We start from the raw sequence: 13,767 nt of genomic DNA, 5'->3' as shown, positions 1-13,767 counted from the left end.
AAAAAAGATAATGTTTTTAAGTATGCTTGGAAATAAAATCCAGCATAATTTCATGGTGTATATCTCCCAAAGGACGTATTTCTCCAGCAACGGCAGAATAACAAGCACCTTGAAGGATATCTGCTGCCGTTAATAATCCCATATCCCAGCCTTCATTTAACATCAATTTGTCTAAACCTACTAACAATGGTGCATGAAAAACATGATGTAAAACCTTCATATTAGAGTAAACACCAAATTTAGTAAAAGACGGTAATTGATAGCCTATTTCCTCCAAAATTTCCCGTTCTAGGGCTATTTCTGGTGGTTCATCCGCTTCTAAATGTCCACCAAATAAACCCCAACAACCAGGATGAGCAATATGGGGGAAATTATCTCGCAATTGCATCAAATATTGATTATTGCGGGAAAGAATAGCGATAGCTACCTGTTCTGTGGGATGATTCATAATCTTACTCTTCTTCTAGGTAAACTTCTCCGTACTCTTGCCCAGCCAAAGGAATACTTTTGTATTTTACTTTACCTTTGATTACTACATCTTGTCCCATTTTGAGATGAGTTTGATTAGTCACCACCCAAATTTTCCCAGTTGCATCAGCGATGAGATAGGCTTGCTGCTTAACTAAAGGAGCAATTTTTTCTACCTTACCTTGGATATAAACCGTAGTTTGCTTACCTTCTTGTGGTTTAATTTCCTGAATTTTAGTGACATTAGCACCAATTTTCAAACTTGGTAAATTTAAATTAGAAGGTTCATTACTAGCACAACTCCAAAGTCCTACCACCAGAAAAAAAGCTAACCCTTGGTAAAATAACCGCAAGGCAGTAAATTGGATTTGTTGTATAAAATTAAACTGCTTAAAAAATTCCGACATTAATTTAAACCTGGTAACAAAATTCCTCATTTTCCCATTTATAGTATCTACCTTGTCTCGAAAAAAAAGGATTTAGATCATCCTTTTACTCTTTATCCTTCAGTTGACACAGTTAATCTGAGAAAATAGTCCTTGATCATTCATACATATAGTCAGCAGTAAAAGATTACTGACAATTCACAAAAATAATGGAAACTGCAAAAATTCTTGATGGTAAAGCTTTAGCTGCCAAAATTCAGCAAGAATTAGCTGATACAATCACAGCATCACAACCCAAAATTGGCCGCCCTCCAGGTTTAGCCGTTTTGATGGTTGGTGATAACCCAGCCTCAGCCGCTTATGTGAAAAATAAAGAAAAAGCCTGTGCAAAGGTGGGTATTGCTTCCTTTGGGAGACATTTTCCCACCCAAACTAGCCAAAGTGAACTAGAAGCAGTCATTGAGGAACTTAATCAAGATGAACGAGTAGACGGAATTTTGGTACAGTTGCCCCTACCTAAACATTTAGATGCAATTTCCCTTTTACATAAAATTGCACCAGATAAAGACGCTGATGGACTCCATCCTGTTAACTTAGGGCGATTGGTCAGGGATGAACCAGGTTTACGTAGTTGTACCCCCGCCGGAGTCATGCGACTTTTAGAAGAATATAAAATTCCCCTGATGGGAAAACAGGCAGTGGTAGTAGGACGTAGTATTTTAGTGGGTAAGCCTATGGCGTTAATGTTATTAGCCGCTAATGCCACAGTCACAATTGCCCACTCCCGCACCCAAGACCTGAAAACCATTACCCAAAATGCTGATATTCTCGTCGCCGCCGCAGGTATTCCTGGCTTAATTACTGCGGAAATGGTCAAACCAGGGGCTGTTGTCGTAGATGTGGGCATAAACCGCGTTACCGATAGCAACGGGAAAAGTCGTTTAATCGGCGATATTGATTTTACTACAATTGCTGATGTGGCAGAATATATTACCCCAGTTCCTGGTGGTATCGGTCCAATGACAGTTGCTATTTTACTGCAAAATACAGTCTTCAGTTATTTGCAGACAAACAGTAACTAAGCAGTGATAATTGATCAGCTAACTGAGTAGATTTGGAGTTTATGGAAGCTAACTCAAATCCAAAATCCAAAATCTAGTGAGCATTTCCGACCTAGATCAACGTAAAATTATCACACACATTCAGCATCAATCAACAATGTTAGGAAATTTAGCATGGTAGCAACGGATAATTTTCAAAAAACATCAGAACTAGCCCAGTTTAATCTCGCTGCCTATCTCAAAGAACAAAAACAGCTTTGTGATACTGCTTTGGATCAATCTATTCCTGTGGTTTATCCAGAGAAAATTTATGAAGCTATGCGCTACTCTCTCCTAGCAGGAGGTAAGCGTATACGTCCCATTCTTTGCCTTGCTACCTCGGAAATGATTGGTGGCACAATTGAAATGGCAATGCCAACAGCTTGTGCAGTGGAAATGATGCACACTATGTCTTTGATTCATGATGATTTACCAGCAATGGATAATGATGATTATCGTCGCGGTAAATTGACAAATCATAAGGTATATGGCGAAGATATCGCTATTTTAGCCGGAGATGGTTTATTAGCTTTATCCTTTGAGTTTGTAGCCACTCAAACCCCAGAAAATGTCCCCCCGCACAGAACCTTACAAGTGATAGCTAGACTCGGTAAAGCTTTAGGTGCTGCTGGTTTAGTTGGTGGTCAAGTCGTAGATTTGGAATGTGAAGGTAAAACAGACACTTCCCTAGAAACCCTGAATTTTATTCATAACCACAAAACCGCCGCCCTGCTAGAGGCTTGTGTGCTGTGTGGGGGCATTATTGCTGGTGCATCTCCAGAAGACGTAAAAAAATTAACTCGTTATTCTCAAAATATTGGTCTGGCATTCCAAATCATTGATGATATTCTTGATATCACTTCTACCCAAGAACAACTAGGTAAAACCGCAGGTAAAGACCTGACAGCCCAAAAAGTTACTTATCCCAGTTTGTGGGGAATTGAAGAATCACGGGTCAAGGCAAAACAACTGGTTGATGAAGCTTGTGCAGAACTGGCAAGTTTTGGAGAAAAAGCAGTTCCTTTACAGGCGATCGCTCACTTTATCATCAATCGCAATCACTAGGGAAATTTGTAGATTTTGGATTGTAGATTTTGGATTGTAGATTTTGGATTTTAAATTGAAAAATCTCAAACTTAAAATCACAAGTCCAAAATTTAGTCACAAAATCATAACCAAACATTTTTGATCACTAACTCCTAACTGTTGATCTCATAAAACTGTTACTCGACACACAACTCTGCCCATATTCCATCACCTAAATCACAATATCATGCAGGACATAGGAGATATTTTTAACAACCGAGTGCTGTTGGTTGCACTTGTGGCTTGTTTTGTTGCTCAAGGATTAAAACTCATTTTTGAAGTCATCAAAAATCGGAAAGTGGATCTGCGTGTCTTAGTCACTACCGGAGGTATGCCCAGCGCTCACTCAGCTTTAGTCACAGCTTTAGCATTTGGCGTTGGACAAACTCTAGGTTGGGCATCTCCAGATTTTGCCTTAGCTACGGTTTTTGCCATCATCGTTATGTACGATGCCGCCGGAGTCCGACAAGCCGCAGGTAAACAAGCTCGCATACTCAATCAAATGATTGATGAATTATTTCATGAAAAACCAGATTTTTTTCAAGACCGTTTAAAAGAACTACTAGGACACACACCAGTTCAAGTTATCGCTGGTTCAGTTTTAGGTGTCACTATTTCCTGGTTAGCTAGAGCCGCTTATTAGTCATTAGTCATTAGTTATTAGTCATTAGTTATTAGTCATCCAATCACCAATCACTTGTAACTTACAACTGAACGCAATAACATTACTTTTCGACCATCTGCTAACAGGGCAAAAAACCCACTTTCATTGAGTTTTTGCAATGTCCTGTAGGCTTCTGATTGATTCGTAGTGTAAACAGCTAACAAGTAAGGTCTTTCTCCATAGGAAACCAGACCTACATTACCACCTACAACTTTTTGTAAATTACCTGCTAATTCTGGACGATTAAAATAATCTACTAATACAGCAAAACCTTCCCCTAAAACTCTGGGATTATAACTGATATTCTGATTTGGTAATGCTGCTGATGGAACTATTGCCGGACTTGTATTTGGTGATGGAACTACTGCTGGTGTTACCGTTGTTGATGCTGGTCGAGTTGTAATAATAGCAGACAAACCAACAACATTATTAATGTATCTTGCCCAGCGGTTAGCATCATCAACCTTATTAAAACCACCTACCCTTGTGACCGTCTCATTAAAATATTTACAGGTAACAGTCTTCAAATCAGATGGTAAAGCACTACGTAACTGTTGTTGTTTAGTCACGGTAGGACTAACAACTAATAACAAATATTCTCCAGAACTGGGAGCTTGACAAGGAGAAATAGTCGGTTGAGATAAAGCAGGATTAATACCAGCAACTATAGGGATAATACTCACAGCAAGAGCGGCTTTGATTAATGATAAAGCACTTGGTAAAAAATTTACTTTTGGTAAAAACATTGGCTACCTGGTATATGTATATATTGTTTATATGGGATTTTGTAAGCATCTAGCACTAAGCTTAAATGCTTACAGAAATACTACTTTAAGAAACAGCAGTTAAAGATGCCAAAGGATCGGGAATTGTTGCCGAGGGAGCGTTAAATTCTCCAGTAATCACATACTCCAGGCGTAATTTTAGCCAAGTAATAAATTGAGAATTTGTAGAAATAATTGCGACTGGAGGTTTAGGACACTTAGCTTTATTGGCTGCCATTTCCGGCGCTTCCAGAAAAGCTGGGTTTCTCACCAACCAAAAATCTATCTCTTTTTCTTGTTCGTGGTAGTTGCGGGTACGTTCTTTGAGGACTTCCTCTAAGGGTTCTTCTTCTAGTAAGAAGTGGTGACTAGCCAAAACGTAGTAGTATGTTTGCATTTTCATCCTTGAGTTCTATCTAATATTTATAGTATTTATAGGGTACAGTTGGAATTCTGTACCCTAAGCCGTTAACTTTTCTTTAATCCCTTAAACCAAGAACCAAAGGGACAACCGCCACTTTTAGTTTCACTGTCGCCACTATTGTTACTGTCTGCTAGTTTTCCCCCTGCTGTTAGTTTCTCTATAAACAGGTTGTTGTCAAAATAGTGTTCCAAGGAGATGATTTTTAAATCATCGGTAACATTCGCTATGGTCATCCCAATAATTTCTATGGTCTCTCCTGTGGGTGCAAAGTCTTTATATTGACCCCGGAAATGTCCCCAGTGTCGCCATTTAAATGTAACTACTGGTGGGCCTGAATAAACTTCTAGCACTTCCCAGGGAAAACCTTGAGGAAAGGTACTATGGAAAAGTTTAGCTGATGATTCAAAATTTTCTTCGGAAGCTTTGTAATGTTCAGAGTCAGCCATAAATAGGTTATAAGTACCTTGGGCTGATAGGTCTGCTGCTGTGTACTCTTTACCTCCGTTGGTACTGATCCGGAATTGATCATTCACTACGGATAACCATTGTTGGGGGTTACTTTTAAAAGATACCTCCATTTCAAAGGTTCTCACTAAGTTCTGGACGATCGCTTCTAGTGTACCTTCGACGTGGTTGCGGGTACTTTCTTTAGCCAGATTTTCCTTAGAACGATTATAATCTGGGGATTCTTGATAACGCCATTGGGCGTGTTGACTATACTCAATTACGGTATCTCTGTCCTGTACCCAAAGAGGTAGATTGTTAGGCTGTGCGGAAGTCATAAAATTATTCTAGTTAAGAATTTGACTTGAGGTTTTCCAGAATTTACGCAGCGACAATCCCTCTAATAATTCGTAATTCGTAATTAAGAATTTTTACCCATTACCAATTACCCATTACCTTTCATTGCTTCTTTCATCTCTCGGACTGCCCTTTCTATACCAACTAGGGCTGCCCTGCTGATGATAGTATGACCTATATTTAACTCTTCCATGCCTGGAAGTGCGGCTACTGGGTGAACATTCCAGTAGGTGAGTCCATGTCCAGCATTAATTCGCAACCCTGATTTAATGGCTTGTTCGCATCCCTGTGCCAATAAATTTAGTTCTTGCTGCTTGGTTGTTTCATCTTTGGCTTCGGCATATTTTCCTGTGTGCAGTTCAATAAACTTCGCTTGCACCTTGACAGAGGCCTCGATTTGTGCTGGTTCAGCATCAATAAATAAACTCACGGGAATGCCCGCATTTTGCAGTTTATCAACTATTTCCCCTATTCTAACAATTTGGCCAACAATATCTAATCCGCCTTCTGTGGTGATTTCTTCCCTTTTTTCTGGGACTAAGGTTACATAGTCGGGTTTTATATCTAGGGCGATCGCTAACATTTCATCAGTAGCAGCCATTTCTAAGTTTAAGTGAGTTCTTACCGTTTGCCGTAATAACCGCACATCTCGATCTTGTATATGTCTTCTATCTTCTCTTAGATGGGCTGTAATTCCGTCTGCACCAGCTAGTTCTGCTAATACTGCGGCGGCAATGGGATCTGGTTCTACTGTCCTTCTAGCTTGGCGGATAGTAGCGATATGGTCAATATTAACACCAAGGGTAGGCACGCCCGGTTTCTCCTGTTTGACTGTTCTGTGATGTTGATTTTAACTAATTTCGGGACTTTGAGTATGTTCAAGTTAAAATTGTGATTGTGAGCAGTGTGACAGAGTAAAAAATAAATAATAATCGAAACAATTGGTTCTAAAACCTTGCCTTTGAAGGCGAAAAGTTTTTGAAGCGGGGTATAAATCCTCGTTTAAAAAATTCCCTCCTGCCTTCTGCCTTCTGCCTCCTGCCTTCGTTATGAATTAATCAGAGGTAATATGTTGTTAGAATTGCAACAAATTATTGTTCATCCAGGCCAACAAATGTTACTTAGAGATATTAGTTGGCAGCAACTAGAAAATATTTTAGAAGAAATGGGGGAAAAGCGTGCTGCGCGTATTTCTTATAGTGATGGTTGGTTAGAAATTATGGTTCCTTTACCAGAACACGAAAAAGATAAAGAAATCGTTGGTGATTTGGTTAAAATCTTGCTGGAAATACTCGATTTTGATTTTGAGCCTTTTGGCTCTACAACTCTGAAAAATGAGAGAATGAGGCAAGCTGTAGAACCGGATACAAGTTTTTACATTCAAAATCAAGCGGCTGTAATTGGTAAAAATCGGATTGATTTAAGTATAGATCCGCCGCCAGATTTAGCGATTGAAATTGATATTACTTCTCGCACTACATTTGATAATTATCAGATTTTGGGAGTTCCTGAACTTTGGCGATATAAACAACAAGGTTTAGAGATTTTTTTGTTACAGGAAGGGAAGTATGTAAAATCTTCATCTAGTCCTAATTTTCCGAATATTCCGATTGTGGAATTAGTCAATGAGTATGTGCAGCAATGTTTAACTATTGGCAGAAGTCAGACAATGCGTAATTTTAGGAATTGGATTAAGGAAAATTTATACGAAAATTTATAAAAAAATTTATTTCTAGATAGAATTTACAAATATTTCTGGCTCTACACATTTTTATAAACTTTGCAAATAACTTAATAAATCTGCCATTTCTTGGGGTTTAGGCTGAAATTTAGGCATGGGTGGTGTTTTACCGCTGATTACTTGGTTGATCAAACCGTATCGAGATTTATGCTTGGAGACTTCTTGTAGACTCGGTCCGACAAATCCATCTGCTTCTGAACCGTGACAACCAGCACAGTTGATGAGAAAGATGGCTTTTCCCTGGACAGGGTTGCCTCGCAGTGAGATGACATTTTTAATGTAAGGATCGGAGGATTGAACCATCTCAACACCCAGAACAGTCAAGGGTATGGTTATGAGTATGGCTAAAACCGATAAGGCGATCCATTGAGTTAATGTTTCCGGTTTGTTAAGCTGCTTATCCAAAGGGTTTACTTTCACAGTCTAGGTGTACAAGAAACTTTATCATTTCCTACACATAGCTTAAAATTTCTTGATTGTCCCTGCAAGCAGAGATGAAAATTTTAGATAGTATTTAGATTCTGAAAACAAGGTATGGCACTGGATTGATACGATTTTTGGTAAAATCAAAAACAGGAACTAATTCTGAATATTTGTAAAGAGGAGATTTACAGTGGTTGAACCCCTACTGTCTGGTATTGTTCTGGGTCTAATTTTTGTTACCCTGAGCGGACTTTTCTATGCTGCTTATAAGCAATACAAACGCCCTACTGAGTTGGGTGGTTAAGGCTGAAGGCTGATTTTTGAGTGATGGGGATGTTATTAAAACTAATGCCCCATTACTCGCTTGTTTCTATTTCTGTGTTTTTATAAAAGGTGAGTGCTGTTTTACCGTAGGTTTTCTGGCGGCTAATTTCCCAATTGGTGATGGTTGGGGTTGTGAAGTTGGGGCTATGTTCTACAGCTATTTCTCCGTGAATATTTAAGAGTTGATAGTTAGCGATCGCTTCTAAAACAGGTTGATATAAATCACTGGCGTAAGGTGGATCAAAATAAATTTTGTCAAATTTTTGATTTGATAATTTTTTTAATTGCTGAAGTACATTTCCCCTCAGTATTTGAAATTTTTGATTTTGTTTAGCTAATTGTTGCCAGTTTTCTTGGATGATGGCACAGGCTCGATTTGATTGTTCTATTCCTATTACTAAATTTGCTCCCCTACACAATGCTTCTGCACCCATTGAGCCACTACCTGTACATAAATCTAACCAGTGACAACTATCTATTTCTCCTTGCCATATATTAAAAACTGCTTCTCTGACCCTGGCGCTGGTGGGTCTAGTTTCTTGTCCTGGCAAAGTTTTTAGCAGCCGATTCCCGTAAATTCTCAGACTCATTTGTTTTTGGTCATTAGTTATTAGTCATTAGTTATTAGACATGAGGAATAGGTAAATAACTTTTTGTCTTTTTCTGTTGACCACTGAAAAAGTGCAAATTTTTATTAAGCCGGGATTTTTTCACGAACTTGAGCCACAAAATTAGATAGAATTTGCAATCCAATGTTAGAAGATTTTTCGGGATGGAATTGAACTGCCATCAGATTATCTTGGGCGATCGCCGCTGTGACGTTTTGACTACCATGATTGACTGTAGCTGCTTTCACTTTTGGCTCAATAGGGTCAACATAATAGGAATGGACAAAATAAACCCAAGGATTAGGGGGTAAATGTTCCCACAAAATGCTCTTTGCTTGAGTTAGTTGGAGTTGATTCCAACCCATCTGGGGAATAGCAATACCAGCTTCAGGACGAAAGCGTTTGACTTTTCCTCGGATAATTCCTAAACCTGGTTGAGTTCCTTCGGCGCTAGATTCAAATAAAATTTGCAGTCCTAGACAAATACCTAAAAAGGGTTTACCAGAGGCGATAACATCTTTGATAGGTTGTTCTAAACCACGCGATCGCAAATGTTGCATGGCAGGATCAAAAGATCCAACTCCTGGCAAAACTACCGCATCTGCTTGTTCTATCTCTCTAGCAGAATAAGTGACATTAGGAGTTGCCCCAGCTTTTTCTAAACCTTTGCAAACTGAGTGCAAATTTCCCATTTCGTAATCTATGACTGCAATCACTGGCATTTACCTACTCCTTGTAAATTAATGGGGGAAGGAATTCAACACTTCTCGGTTAAGGGGGAAAAGGTCAGAAAAAATTTCTTTCAACTTCACCCTTTAATCTTTTCTCCAGGCAAATGGAAAATTAAAGATTGTTAACTTAGCAGTATTGGCAAGCTATTTCTAATATATATTCTAATTCTAAATAATATTTGTTATGCAGAAAAAAATATTATTAACTTCTTTTGACACTTGGCTAAGTGAACAACAGTCAAATTCTTCTGATGACTTGTTACTCGAATTAGCCAAAATGGCCGATAGCTCTGATGACTTAATTTTTTTGCGCCGACTTCCTGTAGATGTTGAGGTTGCTAGTTCTCTAGTCATTACCAAAATTAATCAACTCCAACCTGATTATGTTATCTGTTGCGGTATGGCTGCTAGTTATGAAAATTTAAGTGTAGAAGTTATAGCTAGTAGCATATCTGTAACCTCTACGGTTATGACATCTAAAAATTGTCCCGAAAATTTTGGGCAAAAAACTTTGCAAACAATTGTTAATGTTGAACAATTATTAGTTGGTACGGCAGCAGTTGATATTAGCTATGACTGTGGTAAGTTTGTCTGTGAAGGTCTTTATTATTCGGTGTTGGACTACTTGAGTCAATCTCAATTACCCATTCCTTGTCCCAATTTTGAATCAAGAAAATTTGATGGACATTCTTGCTGATTTTGTTTTGATCATTAATCAATTGGCACTTATCTAAAGTTGTCAGCGTCTTTTTAGGGTATTTTTAGAAAAACTTTTCTCTGTATTATGTTGCCAGTATTACTCGGTTTAACTCTCGCTCAAGCAACTCCAACTACACCACCTGCAGAGGTAGTACAACCTCAAGAGGTGCGGATGTTACCAGGAAGGTTGGATAGTGTACCAGTATTTAATAGCAATAGTCCAGAGTTGGTATTAAAGGAAGGAATTTTACTTTCTACCTTTCCCGGAAATGATAAAAAAGTACCAACTGCACATTTAAACTTTCCGTTTCGGGGACGGTTTGATGTTTTTTCCCATCATGTTGCTAAAGCTGATCCACCGGAAAATTTACGTTCTCTTTACCACGGGGTAATTTTACATAACCCTGGGGATAAACCTGTGCAGGTAAATATATTACAAGGAGCAAGCTATTTAAGTCAGCCAGATGCACCTTTTGTGCAATTAGATTCTTTTGTTCCTAATGATTCGGGTTTGGTGTTTGCAGGTCCTGGTAGTCGGGTGATGTCTGATATTTTAAGAGGGAGAAGACAAGATATTTTCCCTGCTTATATTAGTATTCCCCCTGGGGAAAGTCGAATGTTATTAAACTTACCTATTCCCGTACGAGAATTAACACCACCGTTAAATGGTCGTTCTACATATATGCGTTTGCGGAGTGATGGAACTGTGTATGCTGCTAGTTTAGCGATGTTTGCACAGATAAACGCTGATGGTAGTGAACGTGCGCCAAATTTAGCGGAGTGGGAAGGTTTATTAAATAATGGTGAATTATCAACACCGAGAGATAAAACTCCGACTCCCATAGAGGGAAATGGTAAACCTGCAATTTATGGACGAGTTGCCGGTGTTGCACGTGGTTCTCAATGGCGATCGCTTTTAACGGATAATTCTAAGAGTAGATATTTAACTATTCCTGAACCTGGTAAGGCTTTTTCTTATCCTTTAAGTTCTTTACATGGGGGAACTTTTGGCACAGGTCAAATTCAAACTGCACCGATGTTAGTCCGTTATCCTGATACGGCTTATTTTGCCCATGGTAATTATGGCATTCAATATAGTTTAAGGTTGCCTTTGTTAAACAATTCTCAAAAGTCAAAAAATGTCACTATATCTGTGCAAACTCCTATTAAGGAAAATGAGTTAACAAAATCAGGTTTACGATTTTTTACAACTCCTGCACGTCAGGTTTTCTTTAGGGGAACTGTGCGAGTACGTTATCGGGATGATCAAGGTAAACCGGCGACTAGGTTTGTGCATTTAGTACAAAAAAGAGGTGAACCAGGAGAACCTTTGGTGTCATTAAATATGAAACCTGGGGATAATTCTTGGGTGGAAGTTGATTTTCTGTACCCTCCTGATGCTTCTCCTCCACAGGTTTTAACTGTTGCGACCCAGGAGTAAGTTAGGTGACAGGTGACAGGTGACAGTTTATGGGGAATAGGGAATAGATGATTATCAACTACCAATTACCAAATTTATCTAATAGTGAAGCGTTGCGTAGCAATCAGCATATTCGCAGAGCGTAGCGTTAGCCATAACCCAACAGATGCGTTGGGTTGCGCTTTCTTTGCACCCAACCTTGTATCTTAGAGGTATTGTTGTCACATAATATTTTTTGAGTCATAATCTCAAAACATTAGTACCATTTTAATCTCAAGACAAAAATAATCTTTATCCCCTGTCGCTAACTTTGATTTTTGACTTGATATGTCCCCAACACTCAGTAAGTATTTATGCCTAAAAATAGGTTGTTTCCAGGGCAACAATGCAGCAAATAATACAATATATTCAGAAATCTATATAAATTAATGCTTTCATCTATCCACTTCTGGCTACAACACCTTAGAATGATTCATTGAAAAGTCGAGCCAATCTGATTTACAGCGGTTTTGAGTGTAAATACTCTTGAAGGACGATTTTTGTAGTTCTGCTAACAGAGATTTCAGTAAAGATGCGACAGAGTACATCTTGAAAATAATCTCCAGTAAACATCAAGGAGTTTGATATGAACAAGGGTGAATTAATTGATGCGGTGGCTGAAAAGGCTACTGTGACTAAAAAACAAGCAGACGCTGTTTTAACTGCTGCTTTAGAAACCATTATCGAAGCGGTTTCTTCTGGGGATAAAGTTACTCTCGTAGGGTTTGGTTCTTTTGAATCACGGGAACGGAAAGCTCGTGAAGGTCGCAACCCCAAAACCAATGAAAAAATGGAAATCCCAGCTACCAAAGTTCCTGCCTTCTCTGCTGGGAAACTATTTAGAGAAAGGGTAGCACCCCCAAAAGAGCCAAAAGAGCCAAAAGAGTAGTTTCTGTTTTAGGAAATCCATTTTTGATGAGGCAAAAAGCACATGGGGGGAATTTAGCTTGGGCAGCAGCGTTAGCTGGCTGTCCTCGTGATGCCATTGTTGATTTTTCTGCCAGCATCAGCCCGTTGGGACCGCCAAACAGTGTTATTGCTGCAATCGCCTCCCAACTGGGCAATATTCAACACTATCCCGACCCAGATTATGGAGAGTTAAAACTCGCTCTGGGTCGCTTTCATCATCTATCCCCGGAGTGGATTTTGCCGGGTAATGGTTCTGCGGAATTACTAACTCTATTGGGTAGGGAATTAGCACAACTAACGGCTACTGTTTTACTGACTCCAGCCTTTGGCGATTACTACCGCACTCTTGCGGCTTATGATGCCAAAGTTCTGGAGTTTCCTGTTAGTTTACAGGTAGGAGTCAGGAGTCAGGAGTCAGGAGTCATGAAAAATTACTATTCACCCCCTCTCCCCCGCTCTCCCTCTCTCCCTCTCTCCCCATCCTCAGATTATGGACTGCTACTAAATAACCCTCATAACCCTACCGGGAAACTATTTTTACGGGATGAAATTCTGCCTTACCTGAAAGATTTTGCTTTGGTGGTGGTGGATGAGGCGTTTATGGATTTTCTGCCTCCTGAACAGGAACAAAGTTTGATAGAATTAGTGCAGGAATATGAGAATTTAGTAATATTGAGATCGTTAACAAAGTTTTATAGTTTACCAGGTTTAAGGTTGGGATATGCGATCGCACATCCTGAACGTCTAGCGAAATGGCAATCTTGGCGAGATCCTTGGCCTGTAAATACTTTAGCTGAAGCCGCTGCGATCGCCGCATTACAAGATACTAAATTTCAACAACTCACCTGGAAATGGCTACCACAGGCACGCAACCTACTATTTCAAGGTTTATCATCAATTAATGGGTTAAGACCCCTAGAAGGCTCGGTTAACTACTTACTGGTGGAATCTCAACACTCTACTTCTGAGTTACAAATGAAATTACTCCAACAAGATCAAATTCTCATTCGTGATTGTCAAAGCTTTAAAGAATTAGGCGATCGCTACTTCCGCGTTGCAGTCCGTTCTGAAGCTGATAACCAACGTTTAATAACAGCCCTGCAATCAGTTATCAGTTAACAGTAAACTGGTGATTGATGAGAAAAGGTAAAAAGCAAAGGAGGTTGATAACCCAATGCCT

The 13,767-nt window shown here is 39.2% G+C and carries 17 protein-coding genes and 1 pseudogene; 9 read left to right on the top strand and 9 right to left on the bottom strand.

Annotated features, from left to right (window positions below):
* Nucleotides 1-16: 16 nt before the first annotated feature.
* Nucleotides 17-448 (bottom strand): NUDIX hydrolase, encoded by a 432-nt coding sequence (locus tag WJM97_RS08480; RefSeq protein WP_353932604.1) that lies wholly within the window; start codon nt 446-448, stop codon nt 17-19.
* 4 nt (nt 449-452) lie between these two features.
* Nucleotides 453-875, bottom strand: a complete 423-nt coding sequence (locus WJM97_RS08475; RefSeq protein WP_353932603.1) for a hypothetical protein — start codon at nt 873-875, stop codon at nt 453-455.
* Between the two features lie 188 nt (nt 876-1,063).
* Between WJM97_RS08475 and folD the strand changes: the two genes are divergently transcribed.
* The 3 genes from folD to WJM97_RS08460 all read left to right on the top strand — a co-directional run bounded on the left by folD (nt 1,064) and on the right by WJM97_RS08460 (nt 3,683).
* Complete coding sequence (gene folD, locus WJM97_RS08470) at nt 1,064-1,936, top strand: bifunctional methylenetetrahydrofolate dehydrogenase/methenyltetrahydrofolate cyclohydrolase FolD (RefSeq protein WP_353932602.1); 873 nt, start codon at nt 1,064-1,066, stop codon at nt 1,934-1,936.
* Between the two features lie 153 nt (nt 1,937-2,089).
* On the top strand, nt 2,090-3,019 hold the full coding sequence (crtE, locus tag WJM97_RS08465) for a geranylgeranyl diphosphate synthase CrtE (protein ID WP_353932601.1): 930 nt from the start codon (nt 2,090-2,092) through the stop codon (nt 3,017-3,019).
* 208 nt (nt 3,020-3,227) lie between these two features.
* Complete coding sequence (locus WJM97_RS08460) at nt 3,228-3,683, top strand: divergent PAP2 family protein (RefSeq protein WP_353932600.1); 456 nt, start codon at nt 3,228-3,230, stop codon at nt 3,681-3,683.
* A 50-nt stretch (nt 3,684-3,733) separates the two neighbouring features.
* Here the strand turns inward: WJM97_RS08460 and WJM97_RS08455 are convergent, their stop codons facing one another.
* The 4 genes from WJM97_RS08455 to WJM97_RS08440 all read right to left on the bottom strand — a co-directional run bounded on the left by WJM97_RS08455 (nt 3,734) and on the right by WJM97_RS08440 (nt 6,504).
* Nucleotides 3,734-4,450 (bottom strand): hypothetical protein, encoded by a 717-nt coding sequence (locus WJM97_RS08455; protein ID WP_353932599.1) that lies wholly within the window; start codon nt 4,448-4,450, stop codon nt 3,734-3,736.
* An 85-nt stretch (nt 4,451-4,535) separates the two neighbouring features.
* The gene (locus WJM97_RS08450; RefSeq protein ID WP_353932598.1) at nt 4,536-4,865 is read right to left on the bottom strand and encodes an MgPME-cyclase complex family protein; all 330 of its coding nucleotides are present in this window, start codon (nt 4,863-4,865) and stop codon (nt 4,536-4,538) included.
* A gap of 71 nt (nt 4,866-4,936) precedes the next feature.
* Nucleotides 4,937-5,674 carry a SnoaL-like polyketide cyclase gene (locus WJM97_RS08445; RefSeq protein ID WP_353932597.1) on the bottom strand — a complete coding sequence of 246 codons (738 nt, stop codon included), beginning with the start codon at nt 5,672-5,674 and terminating at the stop codon, nt 4,937-4,939.
* Nucleotides 5,675-5,781: 107 nt separating this feature from the next.
* Nucleotides 5,782-6,504 (bottom strand): pyridoxine 5'-phosphate synthase, encoded by a 723-nt coding sequence (locus WJM97_RS08440; RefSeq protein WP_353932596.1) that lies wholly within the window; start codon nt 6,502-6,504, stop codon nt 5,782-5,784.
* A 258-nt stretch (nt 6,505-6,762) separates the two neighbouring features.
* Here WJM97_RS08440 and WJM97_RS08435 point away from each other — a divergent pair, with 258 nt between their 5' ends.
* Complete coding sequence (locus tag WJM97_RS08435; protein ID WP_353932595.1) at nt 6,763-7,413, top strand: Uma2 family endonuclease; 651 nt, start codon at nt 6,763-6,765, stop codon at nt 7,411-7,413.
* A 51-nt stretch (nt 7,414-7,464) separates the two neighbouring features.
* Here WJM97_RS08435 and WJM97_RS08430 read toward each other — a convergent pair whose 3' ends face one another.
* On the bottom strand, nt 7,465-7,839 hold the full coding sequence (locus tag WJM97_RS08430; RefSeq protein WP_353933131.1) for a cytochrome c: 375 nt from the start codon (nt 7,837-7,839) through the stop codon (nt 7,465-7,467).
* A gap of 208 nt (nt 7,840-8,047) precedes the next feature.
* On the opposite strand from WJM97_RS08430, the gene petG reads away from it, so the two are divergent.
* Nucleotides 8,048-8,161 (top strand): cytochrome b6-f complex subunit V, encoded by a 114-nt coding sequence (gene petG, locus WJM97_RS08425; protein WP_013191177.1) that lies wholly within the window; start codon nt 8,048-8,050, stop codon nt 8,159-8,161.
* Between the two features lie 52 nt (nt 8,162-8,213).
* Here petG and rsmD read toward each other — a convergent pair whose 3' ends face one another.
* Entirely contained in the window at nt 8,214-8,771 is a 558-nt protein-coding gene (gene rsmD, locus WJM97_RS08420) for a 16S rRNA (guanine(966)-N(2))-methyltransferase RsmD (RefSeq protein ID WP_353932594.1), read from the bottom strand.
* A 104-nt stretch (nt 8,772-8,875) separates the two neighbouring features.
* The gene (hisH, locus tag WJM97_RS08415; RefSeq protein ID WP_353932593.1) at nt 8,876-9,511 is read right to left on the bottom strand and encodes an imidazole glycerol phosphate synthase subunit HisH; all 636 of its coding nucleotides are present in this window, start codon (nt 9,509-9,511) and stop codon (nt 8,876-8,878) included.
* A 193-nt stretch (nt 9,512-9,704) separates the two neighbouring features.
* Here hisH and WJM97_RS08410 point away from each other — a divergent pair.
* The 4 genes and pseudogenes from WJM97_RS08410 (at nt 9,705) to cobD (ending at nt 13,706) form a co-directional block, all read left to right on the top strand.
* A pseudogene (locus tag WJM97_RS08410) lies at nt 9,705-10,254 on the top strand (peptidase C15).
* 50 nt (nt 10,255-10,304) lie between these two features.
* A complete protein-coding gene (locus WJM97_RS08405) occupies nt 10,305-11,660 on the top strand; it encodes a DUF3370 domain-containing protein (protein WP_353932592.1) in 1,356 nt (451 codons plus the stop codon).
* A gap of 604 nt (nt 11,661-12,264) precedes the next feature.
* Entirely contained in the window at nt 12,265-12,567 is a 303-nt protein-coding gene (locus WJM97_RS08400; protein ID WP_353932591.1) for an HU family DNA-binding protein, read from the top strand.
* 26 nt (nt 12,568-12,593) lie between these two features.
* Complete coding sequence (gene cobD, locus WJM97_RS08395) at nt 12,594-13,706, top strand: threonine-phosphate decarboxylase CobD (RefSeq protein WP_353932590.1); 1,113 nt, start codon at nt 12,594-12,596, stop codon at nt 13,704-13,706.
* The last annotated feature ends 61 nt before the right edge of the window (nt 13,707-13,767 follow it).

The sequence above is a fragment of the Okeanomitos corallinicola TIOX110 genome (assembly GCF_038050375.1).
GTDB classification, from domain to species: Bacteria; Cyanobacteriota; Cyanobacteriia; order Cyanobacteriales; family Nostocaceae; genus Okeanomitos; species Okeanomitos corallinicola.
This window is presented reverse-complemented; position numbering and strand designations above follow the sequence as displayed.